The sequence below is a fragment of the Bacillus sp. JJ864 genome (assembly GCF_036963045.1).
In the GTDB taxonomy this organism is placed as follows: Bacteria; Bacillota; Bacilli; order Bacillales; family Bacillaceae_G; genus Bacillus_A; species Bacillus_A pseudomycoides_C.
In genome coordinates this window covers 13,269-28,686 of sequence record NZ_JBALLY010000151.1, presented here as the reverse complement: position 1 = coordinate 28,686, position 15,418 = coordinate 13,269, and the positions used below count along the sequence as shown (strand labels likewise).

At 35.2% G+C, this 15,418-nt stretch carries 15 protein-coding genes and 1 pseudogene; 4 read left to right on the top strand and 12 right to left on the bottom strand.

The annotated features are described in order from the left end of the window. The 7 genes from V7024_RS20420 to V7024_RS20390 all read right to left on the bottom strand — a co-directional run. On the bottom strand, window positions 1–171 hold a 171-nt coding region (locus V7024_RS20420), incomplete at its 3' end, for a response regulator (protein WP_335523296.1). A gap of 330 nt (window positions 172–501) precedes the next feature. Continuing rightward, window positions 502–2,136 (bottom strand): peptide ABC transporter substrate-binding protein, encoded by a 1,635-nt coding sequence (locus V7024_RS20415; RefSeq protein WP_335523292.1) that lies wholly within the window; start codon window positions 2,134–2,136, stop codon window positions 502–504. A 152-nt stretch (window positions 2,137–2,288) separates the two neighbouring features. Then, on the bottom strand, window positions 2,289–3,596 hold the full coding sequence (locus V7024_RS20410) for a bifunctional S-methyl-5'-thioadenosine deaminase/S-adenosylhomocysteine deaminase (RefSeq protein WP_335523291.1): 1,308 nt from the start codon (window positions 3,594–3,596) through the stop codon (window positions 2,289–2,291). Window positions 3,597–3,707: 111 nt separating this feature from the next. After that, window positions 3,708–4,055 (bottom strand): YunG family protein, encoded by a 348-nt coding sequence (locus V7024_RS20405; protein ID WP_335523289.1) that lies wholly within the window; start codon window positions 4,053–4,055, stop codon window positions 3,708–3,710. A 35-nt stretch (window positions 4,056–4,090) separates the two neighbouring features. After that, the gene (locus V7024_RS20400; RefSeq protein ID WP_335523287.1) at window positions 4,091–4,552 is read right to left on the bottom strand and encodes a GNAT family N-acetyltransferase; all 462 of its coding nucleotides are present in this window, start codon (window positions 4,550–4,552) and stop codon (window positions 4,091–4,093) included. Window positions 4,553–4,743: 191 nt separating this feature from the next. Beyond that, complete coding sequence (locus tag V7024_RS20395; RefSeq protein ID WP_335523284.1) at window positions 4,744–5,310, bottom strand: AAA family ATPase; 567 nt, start codon at window positions 5,308–5,310, stop codon at window positions 4,744–4,746. Window positions 5,311–5,611: 301 nt separating this feature from the next. Then, on the bottom strand, window positions 5,612–6,535 hold the full coding sequence (locus tag V7024_RS20390; RefSeq protein WP_335523282.1) for an alpha/beta hydrolase: 924 nt from the start codon (window positions 6,533–6,535) through the stop codon (window positions 5,612–5,614). Between the two features lie 222 nt (window positions 6,536–6,757). Here V7024_RS20390 and V7024_RS20385 point away from each other — a divergent pair, with 222 nt between their 5' ends. Continuing rightward, window positions 6,758–7,519, top strand: coding sequence for a DODA-type extradiol aromatic ring-opening family dioxygenase (locus tag V7024_RS20385; RefSeq protein WP_335523280.1), 762 nt, complete (start codon window positions 6,758–6,760; stop codon window positions 7,517–7,519). 216 nt (window positions 7,520–7,735) lie between these two features. Here the strand turns inward: V7024_RS20385 and V7024_RS20380 are convergent. Continuing rightward, window positions 7,736–8,687 (bottom strand): annotated as a pseudogene (locus tag V7024_RS20380) (GNAT family N-acetyltransferase). Window positions 8,688–9,118: 431 nt separating this feature from the next. Here V7024_RS20380 and V7024_RS20375 point away from each other — a divergent pair. Both V7024_RS20375 and msrA read left to right on the top strand, forming a co-directional pair. After that, entirely contained in the window at window positions 9,119–10,228 is a 1,110-nt protein-coding gene (locus tag V7024_RS20375) for a CapA family protein (RefSeq protein WP_335523278.1), read from the top strand. A gap of 93 nt (window positions 10,229–10,321) precedes the next feature. Then, window positions 10,322–10,858 (top strand): peptide-methionine (S)-S-oxide reductase MsrA, encoded by a 537-nt coding sequence (msrA, locus tag V7024_RS20370; RefSeq protein WP_335523275.1) that lies wholly within the window; start codon window positions 10,322–10,324, stop codon window positions 10,856–10,858. 70 nt (window positions 10,859–10,928) lie between these two features. Here msrA and V7024_RS20365 read toward each other — a convergent pair whose 3' ends face one another. The 3 genes from V7024_RS20365 to V7024_RS20355 all read right to left on the bottom strand — a co-directional run bounded on the left by V7024_RS20365 (window position 10,929) and on the right by V7024_RS20355 (window position 12,281). Continuing rightward, the gene (locus V7024_RS20365) at window positions 10,929–11,567 is read right to left on the bottom strand and encodes a FusB/FusC family EF-G-binding protein (RefSeq protein WP_335523273.1); all 639 of its coding nucleotides are present in this window, start codon (window positions 11,565–11,567) and stop codon (window positions 10,929–10,931) included. 154 nt (window positions 11,568–11,721) lie between these two features. Further along, complete coding sequence (locus V7024_RS20360) at window positions 11,722–11,985, bottom strand: CD3324 family protein (RefSeq protein ID WP_098917593.1); 264 nt, start codon at window positions 11,983–11,985, stop codon at window positions 11,722–11,724. A 101-nt stretch (window positions 11,986–12,086) separates the two neighbouring features. Beyond that, window positions 12,087–12,281 (bottom strand): hypothetical protein, encoded by a 195-nt coding sequence (locus V7024_RS20355; protein WP_098917594.1) that lies wholly within the window; start codon window positions 12,279–12,281, stop codon window positions 12,087–12,089. Between the two features lie 137 nt (window positions 12,282–12,418). Here V7024_RS20355 and V7024_RS20350 point away from each other — a divergent pair, with 137 nt between their 5' ends. Beyond that, complete coding sequence (locus tag V7024_RS20350; RefSeq protein WP_335523268.1) at window positions 12,419–14,053, top strand: putative polysaccharide biosynthesis protein; 1,635 nt, start codon at window positions 12,419–12,421, stop codon at window positions 14,051–14,053. A 67-nt stretch (window positions 14,054–14,120) separates the two neighbouring features. Here the strand turns inward: V7024_RS20350 and V7024_RS20345 are convergent, their stop codons facing one another. Then, on the bottom strand, window positions 14,121–15,338 hold the full coding sequence (locus V7024_RS20345) for an MFS transporter (protein ID WP_335523266.1): 1,218 nt from the start codon (window positions 15,336–15,338) through the stop codon (window positions 14,121–14,123). Between the last annotated feature and the right edge of the window lie 80 nt (window positions 15,339–15,418).

Here is a 15,418-nt window from a genome sequence, read left to right as displayed (position 1 = left end):
CATCATAATATCAAGAATAGTTAGTTCAATATCATGTTCCAAAAATAACTGTAATGCTTGTTCTCCGTCATAAGCTTTTACAACTTTATAGCCTTCTTGCTGCAAATACACTTCAATTAATTGAACAATATCCTTATCATTGTCTACGACTAATATAGATGGTTGTTTCATAATCAATCCTCTTTTTATATATTTTTGAAATATATTCCATATTTTCATAGTATCATGTTCGCAACGTAAAAACTTCGAAATATTCTAGACATTAAACTATATAGATCCATTTTATTCAACATATAAGTCGCTGCTGTGCAAAACAAAACATGACCTGCACTTGCTTTCTCCCTTTGCTTGAAACCTCGCATGTGGTAGAAACAGGCCCTGACCGCTTCTATGCACGGCAAGATGCTCTCATCTCCCTCTATAAAGAAAGTTTTTTTAACTTGTATATATAAGAAAAAAAGCTAAGGCTTATCCAAAGCACTTAGCTACTTAATCTTTTATCTATTTCTCTTTTTGATTTATATAAGCATGTTTATAAGTATAAACACCGCCAAATTGATGTTTTTCAATATCTTTTACATATTCCTTTTGAACGTATGCTGAACCTGTATGGTAAAGCGGTGCAATAGCAGCGTCTTCTAATAAGATTCTCTCTGCTTCTTTCATAGCTTTCCAGCGTTTTTGCTCATCCAATACAAGATCATTTCTCGCACTATTTATAAGCTTATCATATCCTTTATTTGAATAACTCATTTTATTATTTGGATTATCTGTCGTAAATAATTCTAAATAACTGATTGGATCTTTGTAATCTGGTCCCCATACAACCATCGATATATCATACTGCCCCGTTTGTTCAAGTTGTAATTTTTGTTTAAATGGTTGAGGTTTTATATTTATTGTTAATCCTTGTAAATTCTTTTCAAGTTCTCCTTTTATATATTCTGCTGTTTGCTTCGCTTGGTCCTGTTCAAACGTTAAAAATTCAAGTGTAATATGTTCTACACCGAGCTCTTTTTTCGCATCTTTCCATAGTGCTTTTGCCTTTTCAACATTATATACGGCAAGATCACCGTTTTCTTTTCTGAAATCTTTTCCATCTTTTTCATTTTTATACCCTTCTGGTACAAGTCCTTCAGCTGCTGTTGCACCGTTATTTAGAAAATGAGTTACTACTGCTTCCTTATTTAAAGCCATAGAAAGCGATTGTCGTATTTTTGTGTTTGCTAGTGTAGAATTTCTTTGATTAAATCGTAACATAGCTATAGCAGAATCTTTCGTTGTATGAAAATCACTTTTCCCTTTATATTTATCAACAAACGAAGAATTAATTGGCGCACGATCAATACTACCTGTTTCATATAAATTAACTGCTGTCGCTGTATCTTTTGCAATATGAAAATTAATTTCTTCTAATTTCACTTTATTTTTATCCCAATATGTATCATTTCTCTTCAACTTAAATTCTTGTTCATGTTTCCATTCCGATAAAACAAATGGACCATTGTAAATCAAATGTTCTGGTTCTAATCCATACTTACTTCCTTTTCCCTCAACAAACGATTTGTGCTGTGGTAAATAAATAGGAAGTGTCAACAAATTAAGGAAGTAAGGGATCGGTTTCTCTAACTGTATCTCTAATGTAACATCATCAATCGCTTTTACACCTAATTGATCTACAGCTAAAGCTCCATTGTTTATTGTTTCCGCATTTTTTATATTAAATAACATGTACGCATATTGTGATGCTGTTTCCCGGTTCACTGTACGCTGCCATGAATAAACAAAATCACGAGCTGTTACAGCATCCCCATTCGACCATTTTGCATCTTTACGCAAATGGAATACATATGTTTTTCCATCTGTGCTTTTCTCAAAAGATTTTGCAACACCAGGCACTGGGTTATCTTTCTCATCAAGTACATATAATCCTTCAAATATATTTTGCATGACATGCGCTGATGTACCGTTCATAGATTTTGCAGTATCTAAGGACGGAATTTCTTCTGAGATTGTTACATTTAATACTTGTTTTTCACTTACTTCCTTCGATTTACTCGAAGGATTACTACAAGCTGAAATCAATAATGAGGTGGCAAGTATAATTCCTATCAGTAGTCGTTCATGTTGTTTCATAAATCGGCTCCTTTAATGAAATAATAAAGTGCTTTATATTATAACAGAATAATTATCATAAAAGTGTTACATTTCACTGAATTTTTATTCTTACAAATATAGACAAGAACACTATCCTTTCATTTAATGAAAGGATAGTGTTCTCTTATTACTTACATATTCAACCCTTGTTTATAACGGCTCGCTTCAAAAATAATACGTTCTTCATCTAACGTTTTACACTCACCGTTCCAAACAATATGTTTTCCATTAATAACAACATCTGAAACGTCTTTTCCACTTGCTGCGTATACAAGATGTGACAATACTTCTTCTGCTGGTTGTAAATGCGGCTTATTACATGGGTCAATTGTAATAAAATCAGCACACTTACCTACTTCTAATGAACCTGTTTGGCTCATCCCGATTACCTCTGCTCCTACTTTTGTTGCTAAAGTGAGAAGTGTTTCAACAGGTAATGTTGTCGCGTCTTTATGAACACCTTTTTGTAATAAAGTGGCAATGCGCATTTCTTCAAACATATCTAAATTGTTATTAGAAGCAACACTATCTGTCGCAATTCCGACTTTTATGCCACTTTCTAACATCGCGCGAACGTTCGCGATACCCGATCCTAATTTTAAATTACTAATCGGATTATGTGCCACGCGCACATCATGTTCCGCTAAGAAAGTGCGCTCATTATCATTCAGCACAACACCGTGGGCAATTACTGTCGGTCTTTGGAACAATCCACAATCTGCTACATACTCTACTGGACGTTTTCCATACTGTGCTTCAATATCCTGAACTTCACGTTCTGTTTCGGAAAGATGAATATGAACCATCGTCTTATTTTCCACTGCAATTCGTGCACACTCTTCTAACATTTCCGTAGAACATGCATACGGGCTATGAGGAGCAACCATTGTAGTTAACATGCCATCCTTATTGGAATAACGTTTCACATACTTCTCCGCTTCTTGAATTGCCTTCTTTTCATCTTCTTTCGTTCCGAAGCTAAATAATGTTCGAGAAACAGTAGCACGCATGCCACTTTTACGAACAGCTTCCATAATAGAATCTTGATCTACTCCAATTGGATTAAACATATCAGAAAATGTTGTTGTTCCGCTTTTCACCATTTCTAATAAACCAAGCTCTGTGCTAGCAACAGCAAGCTCTGGTGTAAATTGACTTTCAAGCGGCCAAATTCTCGTTTCAAGCCATGGCTTTAAGAGCATGTCGTCACCTATTCCACGTAAAATGCTCATCAAGACATGCGTATGCGCATTCACCAAACCTGGCAATACCCACTTTCCATGAAGATTAATGACTTGATCCACTTCTTTTCCGCTCGGTAATTCTCCTGATTGTACCTCTATAATTCGATCATCTTCTACAATGATATATCCATTTTTCAACACTTCATTTTTTTCATTCAAAGTCACGATTGTAGCGCTTACATATGCTGTTTTCACGAATATTTCCCCTCTCGACTCTTTTAGAAATAATCATACCTCTTAGATAAGTTACTACCGTTATAGTAACTTATTTAACAATAAGAGTCAAAAGATAAATTAATATAAGATCTATTCCTTTATATGGATACGAACCTTTTGCTTTAAAGCATCATATTGCATTTCATTTGTATCAGCAAATGCTTCTTCTCTATTTGAAAGAACATCCATATATGTAATCTCTTCTAAAAATTGTGATGCTGTAAAATCATATCTTTTACCATTGATTCTGTTATAAAAATGCCATCCTTCAGGAGCTTTCGTTTTTATGATCTCTCCTCCAAAGAAATCATGAACTACTAAGGCTGTTACACCACATTGCCCTTTCGCTGGATTATCTAAAGTCCATTTTGAACTTGTCTCTTTTGACCAAGATTGAAACAAAACCTCGCTCATCTTTTCCATTTCCATATACGTCATACTTAGCATCTCCTAACTGAATTCAAAATATCCGATTAGACTGACTCAATTTGCACATCATAACGCAAAAGTGGCAATAGGCGATTTGTAAAAACAGTAGCAGGTGTTTCTCCTATTAATTTCGCTCCCATTTTTATGTAATACCCTTTCGCATTTGAATCACTATCAATCGTAAAACTCTTAATGTTTAATTCAACTGCTTTTTGAACAACACTTTCCCAAAGAATTCTGCCATAGCCTTTTCCTTTATACGCTGGATCTAAATATAAAAAATCAAGACTGTCTACTTCTTTTCTTTGAAAGGAAAAAAAGCCAATCATTCCTTGGTTTTCTTCTAAAATGTAAACATAGTTATCCTTCATGTATTGTTCTGTAATTATTAAGTCTTCCTTACACGCTAATATAAATTCTTCACTATAATTCCAAGTTGCTTTTGAGGATAATGCAAGGTTACTTAGCTCGTTTGCTTCTTCTACTAATGCTTTTCTAACAATCATTGATACCCCTCCCTTTTTTCTTTTATGTACACAGAGGATAAAATTCTTTTATTTCTGAATATTTATCGCGAGATTATTTTCTCTCTCCAAAAAAAGACGTCCCTTTATCTTAATAGCCTCTACTTTTTAAATAAGTACACCTTTTGTGAAATTATAACATTACTTGATAAGTATCAACGAACTAAGAGCAATCATAAACATTCAGCAATATGAACAACTTCTTTAATAACAGAATCAACTTCCTCATTGTCTTTAATTACAAATAGATGATCTGCTTCACCTTCTACTGGATCTGTTACATCTTCTTTTAGGGATTCAGCCTGTTGCCGAACAAGCACTTCCTCAAAATTAGAATATGCACCTCTAAATATATTGGTATTCCGCCCGCTTTGAGTAACTCGTTTATGAAGAACATCATCTGGAATATCAAAATGAACTAAGATACGGACAAACTCATCTTTATTAAACAACTCTTCCAGTAAATACAATCGTCCTTTTCGACTTCGATTTGAGTTGCAAATAATAAGATTTAGATCAGTGTGTTCTTTGGTATAATCGACAATTAACTTTGAGAGAGCATGCTTAAGAGTATTAGGTCCTCGTTTTGGTTGTAAGTTCTTGTAATAAGTGTTTATAAATTCAGCGTGGTTATCTTGGTCCATAACAAAAGAGTTATGTAACTCTTTTTCTAGAGCTCTTGCAAATGTAGTTTTCCCACTATGCGTTTTACCTACTGTAATAATTACTAACCTTTTCATAACTTCATCCTCCATTGTTACATGCTCATTTTGTTACAACAAAGCTTATTTCATTAAACTGCCCTTATATTGAAGAAACAATATTATATCCCCAATATAAGGGGACCATAAAAATCCATTATTAGTAGAATAAAGTCGCCTTTTCTGTTAAAGCGACTTTATTTGAAATATAGGATATCTTTCATAGTAAATTGCTTTTCAGTTAGACCATGTTGTTGTGCAGGCGTTTTTCTAGTTCCGCTGTTTTTATTTGCCAAACAAAAGTTGTAGAAAGTTCTTAGTTTTCATCTGTTACAAACCGCTACTGTATATGCTTGTCTAACCAAGAAATCACATCCTGGAACACTTCCTGTCTGTTTACCTCATGGAGCATTTCGTGCCTTCCGTTCTCATATAAACGGATCGTTACATCTTTGACACCACATTTTTTATACATGTCATACACTTCTTGTACACCTTTTCCCATGTTTCCAACTGGATCACGGTCTCCCGAAAAAATATAAATAGGTAAATCTTTTGGTGTTTTCTTAAATGCTTCAAGTTTGTTCACAGTCAGCACACCGTTAAATAATTCACGGTAAAAACTCGTTGTACAAATAAATCCACATAATGAGTCCTCTATGTATCTATCAACTTGATTCGTATCAGAAGATAGCCAATCAAACTTCGTACGGTTTGGCTTAAAATGCGAATTAAAATTACCAAATGATAAAAAGTTCAGCATCGGGCTTTTCGTTTTTGCGCCGCGCAGTTTCATTTCAACTGTTGCCACTTTATGACCAATGACTCCTAAAAGTCCTGGATTCCCTCCCGTTCCTGAAATAAGGAAACCATTATACAATTCACCGCGAAGCTGCACAGCACGCCTTGATAAGAAAGAACCCATACTATGCCCTAATAAGAAAATTGGACAGATATACTCCTTCTGAATAAGCTCTGAAACGAAAATCACGTCAGAGACGGCTTGATCCCAGCCCACATTCGGCTCAAAATGTCCGTAATCGTCTTCCTGTTTCACTGTTTTTCCATGTCCGCGATGATCATGAGCATATACCCCATACCCAGCCTCCAATAACGCTTCAATACATTCTATATATGCATCAGCATGTTCCGCCATACCATGTGCAATTTGAACAATCCCGCGAGGTTTATTTTCTGGCAACCATTTACGTAAATAAATTTCCGATCCATCTGATGTCATAATGAAGCTCTCTTGTCTATTCATTTTGAACGCCCCCCCAAAATCTCTCATCTATTATTCAACAATACAAATCTACACCCTTACAAAATGAATTGTCATTCATTTTTCTTACTATAAATTATATGTAAAAGCTTTCCTTATTACAAATTATGATATTTTAATTTCTACTACTTCATTCTTGACGAAACAAAAATAAAGATATATAGTTACTTACATAAAGTAATCAAATTATCGGAGGTAATCAACATGATGCCATCTCTTTTTTTAGCACATGGGTCACCTATGCTAGCCATTCAAGATACAGACTATACGAGTTTTTTACAAACACTTGGTGAAACATATAAACCAAAGGCGATTGTCATTTTTACAGCTCATTGGGAAAGTGAGATTTTAGCTATTTCTTCCTCAGATAATGAATATGAAACGATTTATGACTTTGGTGGTTTTCCTCCTGAACTATATGAAATAAAATACAAGGCAAAAGGCTCGTCATCTATTGCAGCAATGTTAGAAGAAAAATTCAAAAAACAAGGGATTCCAGTTCAACAAAATACAACACGCGGATTAGATCATGGTTCTTGGACACTCCTGCACCGTATGTATCCAAAAGCTGATATTCCTGTTGTTCAAATCTCCGTTAATCCATTCCTACCTGCAAAAGAACAATATGACATCGGACAGGCTCTTCAAGGACTGGGAGAAGAAGATATTTTAGTCATCGGAAGCGGAGTTACCGTGCACAATTTGCGAATGTTAAAATGGGAACAAACTACACCCGAACCATGGGCCGTTGAATTTGACGAATGGCTTATTGATCAAATCCAAAACAACAACACAGATGCGTTATTTAACTGGGAAGCTAAAGCTCCCCATGCACGTTTAGCTGTTCCAAGAGCAGAACATTTTGTTCCTCTTTTCATTGCAATGGGAAGTGGTAATGCAAAGCCAAAAATAATTCACCGAAGCTATGAATTCGGAACTTTAAGCTATCTTTGTTTACAATTTTAAAAGTAAAAAACCGACACACCTCTTTCTTCTGAGAGGGGCGAGAGCATCTGGCCGCGCATAGAAACGGTCGGAGCCTTTTCCTACCACATGCCATATTTAAAACAAAAGGAGTAAGCGAGTGCAGGGGCATATTGTATTCTGCATAGCAGCGACTTATGTGTCAGAAGTTTAAAATGGATATATAGTAATATGAAATGAAAGAAGTCCAGTACTTTACTACCGGACTTCTTCTTTATTTTCTAACTGAAACTTCCTTATCAAAGCGAACGAATTTACTCTGTACTTTCATTCCAGCTGTTTCGTATACGCGAGGTGCGCCTGTAATATTCTCAGAATCTACATGTAGATGAACTTTTGAAATTCCTTCTTGTTGCAATTGACCAAATGCATGATGTAATAGTGCCAATCCCAATCCTTTTTTTCGTCTAGAGTGTCTTACACCTAAATGTGTAATTTCAGCTTTATTGTCAGTATCCTTTTTGCTAAAAATAAAACCAACCACTTCCTCCTCATCCATCGCAAGTGACCATAATGGAGGATGAAAGCCCTCTCTTTCGGTACGTTTCAAAAACTCTTCTAACGTAGAAGGATGCGAATTCCAGTGGTCTGCAAAGGATTCATTAAAAGCTTGATGCACTCTCTCATCATCCGCACCTGGTATGTAATGTCGTATAGTAATGCCTTTTTGCCATAGTGGTGATGGAACATTTGATTTCAATTCAATTCCCATCCCCCACCAAATACGAGTTAGAATAAAATCAGCTTCTTCTAATACTTTTTCCTCATTGTGATTATTTGCTTGTGTTACAATCGTACCATCCATGAGAGATGAATACTCAACGAGCTCTGCAGCACGCTTTTCAAGCCTTGACCATAATGAATGTTCAATGCCTTGATTGATATAATCAGGATTTATTAATACGGCAGAAGGAAACTGTCTTTCATTTCCTGTAAGAATTCCGTATCCAATTATTTTTTCTTCTTCATTTAAAGCAACAAAAGAGCTTTTACTAACATCAATACCTTTCCATGAGTTGATAATATCCTCTTCTGTTGTATCAACTTCACCGTAAATAGCTAGATCATAAGTCGTACATAGCTTTTAAATTTGCTGTAAATCATCTTGTATAGTTGCTCTAACAAATAGACCATTGACTAAATTCCCCATGAATTCTATCTCTCCTTTTAAAAAACAAAAAAACCTGAATATTGTTATTATAAAACAAGATATAATTGTTCTTAAAGAAAAATTTCTATTTTCATTTTAACTCCAATAAAATTCCCTTCGAATGATAATATTTCCCACTTCTCCCTCCAACCCCCTTCTTTAAATAGCTATTATTATGACATTGAATATTCCTTCATTTTTTGATACTTTACTAAAAATTTCAATTTTGTTACTTTCCTTAAGATCCATTTTCATATAAAGTTATAAGTAGAATTATAGATTAATAAAAATCTAGTTTATTAAACACCCTCATTGCTCTAATGAAACCTCTCGAGTTACCTTACTATTTAAATCACTAAAAATTAATATTTAAATATATTTCAAAATTAATATCGTTACATACTATTAACCTTATAAAGAAAGGACTACTTATGAAAATCCGAAAAAGAACATTACTAAAACGAACTATAGTATTAGCCGTACTTTTTACCCCGATAATTTTATTGATTAACTATGCGCTACATTCAGAAGCGAAAAATGAGCAAATAGAAAAAGCAAAAGGAAAAGAACAAACAAAAAAACCGAAAGAAGATCCTGAGATTACCCTTACATTTTCAGGTGATACAATGTTTGATTGGCAATTACGACCTGTTATTCAAAGTAAAGGTGCTGATTATCCATTTCAACATGTAAAACCTGAAATAGAAAAAGCGGACTACTCATTTGTAAATCTAGAATCTACGTTTACAACTCGCGAGAAAAAATATCCTGGCCAACAGTTTTGGATAAAAAGCGACCCTTCTACGCTAAAAGCTATTAAAAATACAGGCTATGATATTGTTAATATCGGAAATAACCATACACTCGATTATTTTCAAGACGGCTTATTGGATACAATTTCCCATGTTGAAAAAATGGGATTTCCGTATATCGGTGCAGGAAAAAATGCAAAAGATGCATATACAACGCGAGAAGTTACAATTAAGGGAAAAAAATTCAAATTCCTCTCTTTCGTTCGTTTTATGCCTGATACTGCATGGGTAGCTACAGATAATAAACCTGGGATTGCAAATGGTTACGATTTAAACCTAGTCACAAAAACAATTAAAGAACAAAAGAAAGATGCCGATTATATGATTGTGTATATGCATTGGGGAGTCGAAAAAACAAATCGTCCTGCTGCTTATCAAAAAGAATACGTACAAAAAATAGTAGAAGCAGGTGCAAATGCGATTGTTGGAAGTCACCCCCACTGGTTACAAGGCTTTGAATATTACGACAAAGTTCCCGTTGCATACTCACTTGGAAACTTTCTCTTCCCTGATTATGTAAAAGAACATAGTGCAGAAACTGGAGTTCTAACGATTAAATTTAAAGGAAACGACGTCCGCATGTCATTTAATCCTTATATGATTCGTAATAACCAAATTACACCGCTTCAAGGTACAGAAAAACAAAACATGCTTCAATATTTACAGTCAATTTCCAATGATGTACAAATCAATCAAAATGGAGACATTATTGATAAACGTGCACAATAATTTTTTTATGTTTCCTCCTGACTTTTCTCTTGCGATGATACAAAACATATATGATACTATATAAAACATATCAATTTAGGGGGATTAAATACGATGGAAGAAAAACAATATGAACTTGCAACTTTTGCGGGCGGCTGCTTTTGGTGTATGGTAAAACCATTTGATGAACTGCCTGGTATACACAAAGTCCTTTCAGGCTATGCAGGAGGACATGTTGAAAATCCAACATATGAAGATGTAAAATCGGGGGAATCCGGACATTTAGAAGTTGTTCAAATTACATTTGATCCTACTATATTTCCTTATCAAAAGTTATTAGATTTATATTGGCCACAAATCGATCCAACAGATGACGGCGGACAATTTTTCGACCGTGGCCCATCTTATCGTACAGCAATTTTTTATCATAATGACGTACAAAAAGAGCTTGCTGAAAAATCAAAGCTAACATTAGCAGACAGCGGTATGTTTAAAGACCCAATTGTAACAGAAATTCGCCCAGCTGCTCCCTTTTACGTGGCTGAAGAATATCATCAACATTTTTATAAAAAGAATCCAGAGAAATATGCACAAGAACGGAAAGAGTCTGGTCGTGAAGACTTTATTAAAGTAAACTGGCAAAAGAAATAATGCAATAAGGAAAAAAGGACACAAATAGTAGTGTCCTTTTTCTTTCCCTATTCACAACTTTATCTATTACTTATTTCCTCACTCTCTCAATGAAATCATGTAATTTATCGAGTGAAGTAATATTACAATTACACACTGTACTATCCCGACAAATATAGTTTCCCTTCTTAACAAAAGTACCTGGTACATCACCTTTTATTTCAACAAGAAACATTCCTACTTCAGCATGTCCGTGACACAATGCACAAATCCCTTTTTTGTTTATACTTTGAAATGTACCTTGTACGCCTACAAGCTTATTATTATTCCGAGATATAATAAATTTTCTACTTGTTCCTTTATCAATCCAACTTAAGTAAGATATCTCTTTCATATTGACTTCTTCCATTTTGGGCAGTTTAAGCTTTTTAGCCTTAGGAAATAATTTTTTTAATGTTTGCTGGGTCACCTCTTGAAACGGTATGACATATGGGGTTAACTTGAGCAAAAATAATTCTGCATTCTCTCTATTTTCAATCGTCAAAATCATATCGATTAATTCTTTTTGCTCATCAGTAAGATCCTCAAACAAATGTAATACTTTTTCTGTCGCCAGGGATTTCAGAGCAGCAATAACTCCCTTATCATTGGCAGTTGCATGTCCATTCACTAGAATATGAGCTTGTGATTTTATAAAATTGTATTGATCACTTCTAATAAAAGCATTCATTCCTATCACTCCATACAAAATTGTTTATCTATTTTTTATTTTATACAATGCATTTGCTTTATAAAATGCAGAAGATCATTTAGAAACAATCTTTACATAAAAAAGCACTGCGTAGTTTATATAAAATACGCAGTACCAACAAGTTTATCTTAATTTATTTGGAGTACACGATTTTTTTAATGGTTTCAATGGAGAGAAAATACTCTTCAGCTAGTTGATGAATTGAAGTTCCCTTTTGAAAAGCATGTTTAATCGCTTTATTTCGATCATCAAGTTGCTTTCTCCCTCCAGAGCGCGTGCCCCACTTATGATAAGCATTTTCTGGTTTTGGAATATAAATCGTTTCACCTTGCACGTACTTTTGAATTTCTATAATTAACTGTTCAGGTAAAACAGTCGTTGCTTTTACATATTTCATTTCCGCTCGCCCCTTATTTTTTATATTTCATCTAAATAAGGTGCAAAGCCAAATATAAGAGAAATGATACAAGTCCATTTAGGCAATTATATGTTAGATTTCTACCTCATGCAAAGTATCGCCTTTTCCATACTTGGCTTTGCATGAGACGCTGCAGTATCTAGCAATTTCATTGTAATTGCCATATCCACACCCCCTAATATCTCTTTTGAATCACCCTTATTATATGATAAATTTTTCCTAATTGCATCTTCATGTCTTGTAAACGATTGTATTATTACAAACACCCAAACCATCTATTAAAATCCCCCAAACAAACACACTTTGTAAAAATTCTGTAATAATAAATTGATTATTTTACTTTATAAAATACTAAGACAAGTTTATAGTAGAAAAAGATGATTCTTAAGCAACCAGAGTAGGAGGAAGTATTTTGTCTACTTCAAAAGTATTGAAAGGCACTGCACTGCTAAGCGGTGCGACAATGATTTCACGTATTTTAGGTTTTATTTATTTCTTCCCATTTCAAGCTTTAGTTGGAAGTGAAGGAGTTGCTTTATATTCTTATGCGTACTCCTGGTATGGGATTTTACTAAGTTTTTCAACGGCAGGTATTCCGATCGCCGTTTCAAAATTTGTTGCCAAATATAACGCTTTAGGAGATTACAGTACAAGTAAAAAGTTATATAACTCAAGCTTAAAAGTAATGATGGTTATGGGATTCCTTGGTTTCTTAATTTTATTTTTCGGCGCACCATACGTATCGGAATTAATTATCCGCTCTAAAACACCTGAACCTGGATTTGTCGAAGATGTAACATTAACAATGCGTGCGCTAAGCTTTGCACTTATTATTGTGCCAGCAATGAGCGTTACGCGCGGTTATTTCCAAGGTTTTCAATATATGAAACCAAGTGCTGTTTCACAAGTTGTGGAACAAATTGCACGTGTTATTTTCATTTTAGTTGGAAGCTTTATCGTTTCTAAACTATTAGGTGGATCAGTCGCATCTTCTGTAGCAGTTGCAACATTTGGCGCTGTTATTGGAGCAATTGCCAGTGTTTCCATGCTCATTATGTACTGGAAAAAATACAATGGACTTCGTCCGCAAGAAGGAGAACGAAAAACACGCTCTTCTTCATTCTCCTTAACAAAGATTTATATGGAACTGCTTCGATATGCGATTCCAATTGTCTTTGTAGGTATTGCCATTCCACTTTATACATTAGTGGATCAATATACAGTTGCTGATGCACTGCAAGCAATAGGCACACCACTTGATAAAGCAAACGCTGTGTTCGCTTACATTACGAACTATGCTCAAAAGTTGATTATGATACCAGCATCACTAGCAACAGGATTTTCACTTTCAATCATCCCGGCAATTACACAATCATTTACGGGTGGTAAATTAGATGAACTGCAAAACCAAATTGAAAAGATTTTCACAGTCTTATTATTTTTCACAATTCCAGCATCATTTGGGCTTGCGAGCATCGCATATGATGCATTTCGCATGGTATATTTTGATCACACTACAGCATTAGATGGGTCACAATATTTAATCTCGTATGCACCATCTGCTGTAATGAGTGCGATTTTCACCGTATCAGCTGCGATTTTACAAGGCATTGATTATCAGCGTAAAACAATGATTGCTTTTACTGCTGGTATTCTTGTAAAAGTTGTTGTCAACACACCGCTTCTATACGCACTAGGCGGACACGGCGCTGTATTAGGAACTATACTTGGTTACCTCGTTTCTGATGTAATCATGTTATACTGCATTGTGAAATATACAAAGTTTGACATCGTAAAGACTGGTAAAACAATATTACTTATTACCATTTACTCGGCTGCGATGTCTGCTGTAGTAGTTGGCACAAAAACGTTATTAAAATGGTTAATTCCTGGTCAATCCTATATGGAGTCATTATTAATTGTGGTCGTATGTGGTGCCCTTGGAGGACTTGTTTATTTCGCTTTTGTATTTACAAGCGGCCTTGCTTCTGACATTCTCGGTGACCGTATTAATCGACTACCACTGTTGAAAAAATTAAAACGATAACTATTAAAGAGGTGTAACTTGAAATATAAGTTACACCTCTTTGTATTAAAATAAAATAAATATACCTCTAAACTCTTTTCATCTTTTTACGGTCATTTGGCAATAACCATGATGATAATCCAATTAACGGTAACATGCTGCATAATATCATAATAAAGTTCAGGCTATATATATCTGCCAACTTTCCAAGTACAACTGCTCCTAACGCCCCAAGTCCAAAGGCAAGTCCGACAATTAGTCCAGATACCATACCAACCTTTCCTGGAACAAGCTCCTGGGCATACACAACAATCACACTGAAGCTACTCGAACTAATAAATCCAATGCAAATAAACAATGGAACAACCCATACGAGCGAAACGTGCGGCAATAACAGCGCTAAAGGTGCTGAACCAAGCATGGAAAAAACAATAATATTTCGCTTTCCAAACCGGTCTGCTAACGGTCCGCCAAAGAACGTACCAAGTACACCAGCAATCATGAAAGCAAATACGTAAAACTGTGCATTTTTAATAGATAATCCGTAATGCTCGATTAAGTAAAACTGATAAAAGTTTCCAATCCCTGCTCCGTACCATGAGCGAACAAACGTTAAAAATACAAGTAAAACAATAACAAACTTAATTCGGCTACTTATTACTAAACTGTCAGCTTCTAGCGCAGCACGTTTCTTTCTTCTTACAGCCCCGCTTACTAACTCTCCTTTATACCACGTTGAAACAAAGTATAGTAAAATAATTCCAACCATCGCAAAGCCCGTAAACCATACTGCTCCAATTTGTCCAAGTGGAACAAATACAAGTGCCGTAAAAATTGGCGCAAGCGAGTTCCCTGTATTTCCCCCTACTTGATAAATGGATTGTGCTAAACCACGCTTTGCTCCTGCCGCCATATAAGCAACACGTGCGCCTTCTGGATGAAAGACAGCGGATCCAAGTCCAATGAATAAAACAGATAAAATAACAATAAACAAGTTCGGTGCAAACGCAAGTCCAATCATCCCAAGCATGCTTGAAAACATTCCTAGTGGCAGCAAATACGGGGAAGGCTTCTTATCTGAATACATCCCAAACACCGGCTGCATAATAGATGATGTCATATTGAGAGCAAAGGCAATCCATCCCACCTGCATATAGGATAAATTCATCGACTTTTCTAAAATAGGAAACAGCGCCGGTACAACCGCCTGCATCGAATCATTAAGAAAGTGCCCTAAACTAATCGCAAATAAAATACGGTAAATCGTTGGTGTATTCATCGCATTCGGCTTTGTTGCTGTCTGCATGCTACACGCTCCTCTCCTCTTGTGCTGAAAACAACCTCTGCATATGTTTCACACACTTTTATTTCTCTGACTTTTTAAAC

Coding starts and splice junctions, on each gene's coding strand:
- V7024_RS20415 (WP_335523292.1), bottom strand. CDS start 2,136: ATGAAACAACATGAACGACTACTGATAGGAATTATACTTGCCACCTCA.
- V7024_RS20405 (WP_335523289.1), bottom strand. CDS start 4,055: ATGACGTATATGGAAATGGAAAAGATGAGCGAGGTTTTGTTTCAATCT.
- V7024_RS20400 (WP_335523287.1), bottom strand. CDS start 4,552: ATGATTGTTAGAAAAGCATTAGTAGAAGAAGCAAACGAGCTAAGTAAC.
- V7024_RS20395 (WP_335523284.1), bottom strand. CDS start 5,310: ATGAAAAGGTTAGTAATTATTACAGTAGGTAAAACGCATAGTGGGAAA.
- V7024_RS20390 (WP_335523282.1), bottom strand. CDS start 6,535: ATGAATAGACAAGAGAGCTTCATTATGACATCAGATGGATCGGAAATT.
- V7024_RS20385 (WP_335523280.1), top strand. CDS start 6,758: ATGATGCCATCTCTTTTTTTAGCACATGGGTCACCTATGCTAGCCATT.
- V7024_RS20375 (WP_335523278.1), top strand. CDS start 9,119: ATGAAAATCCGAAAAAGAACATTACTAAAACGAACTATAGTATTAGCC.
- msrA (WP_335523275.1), top strand. CDS start 10,322: ATGGAAGAAAAACAATATGAACTTGCAACTTTTGCGGGCGGCTGCTTT.
- V7024_RS20365 (WP_335523273.1), bottom strand. CDS start 11,567: ATGAATGCTTTTATTAGAAGTGATCAATACAATTTTATAAAATCACAA.
- V7024_RS20360 (WP_098917593.1), bottom strand. CDS start 11,985: ATGAAATATGTAAAAGCAACGACTGTTTTACCTGAACAGTTAATTATA.
- V7024_RS20355 (WP_098917594.1), bottom strand. CDS start 12,281: ATGGTTTGGGTGTTTGTAATAATACAATCGTTTACAAGACATGAAGAT.
- V7024_RS20345 (WP_335523266.1), bottom strand. CDS start 15,338: ATGCAGACAGCAACAAAGCCGAATGCGATGAATACACCAACGATTTAC.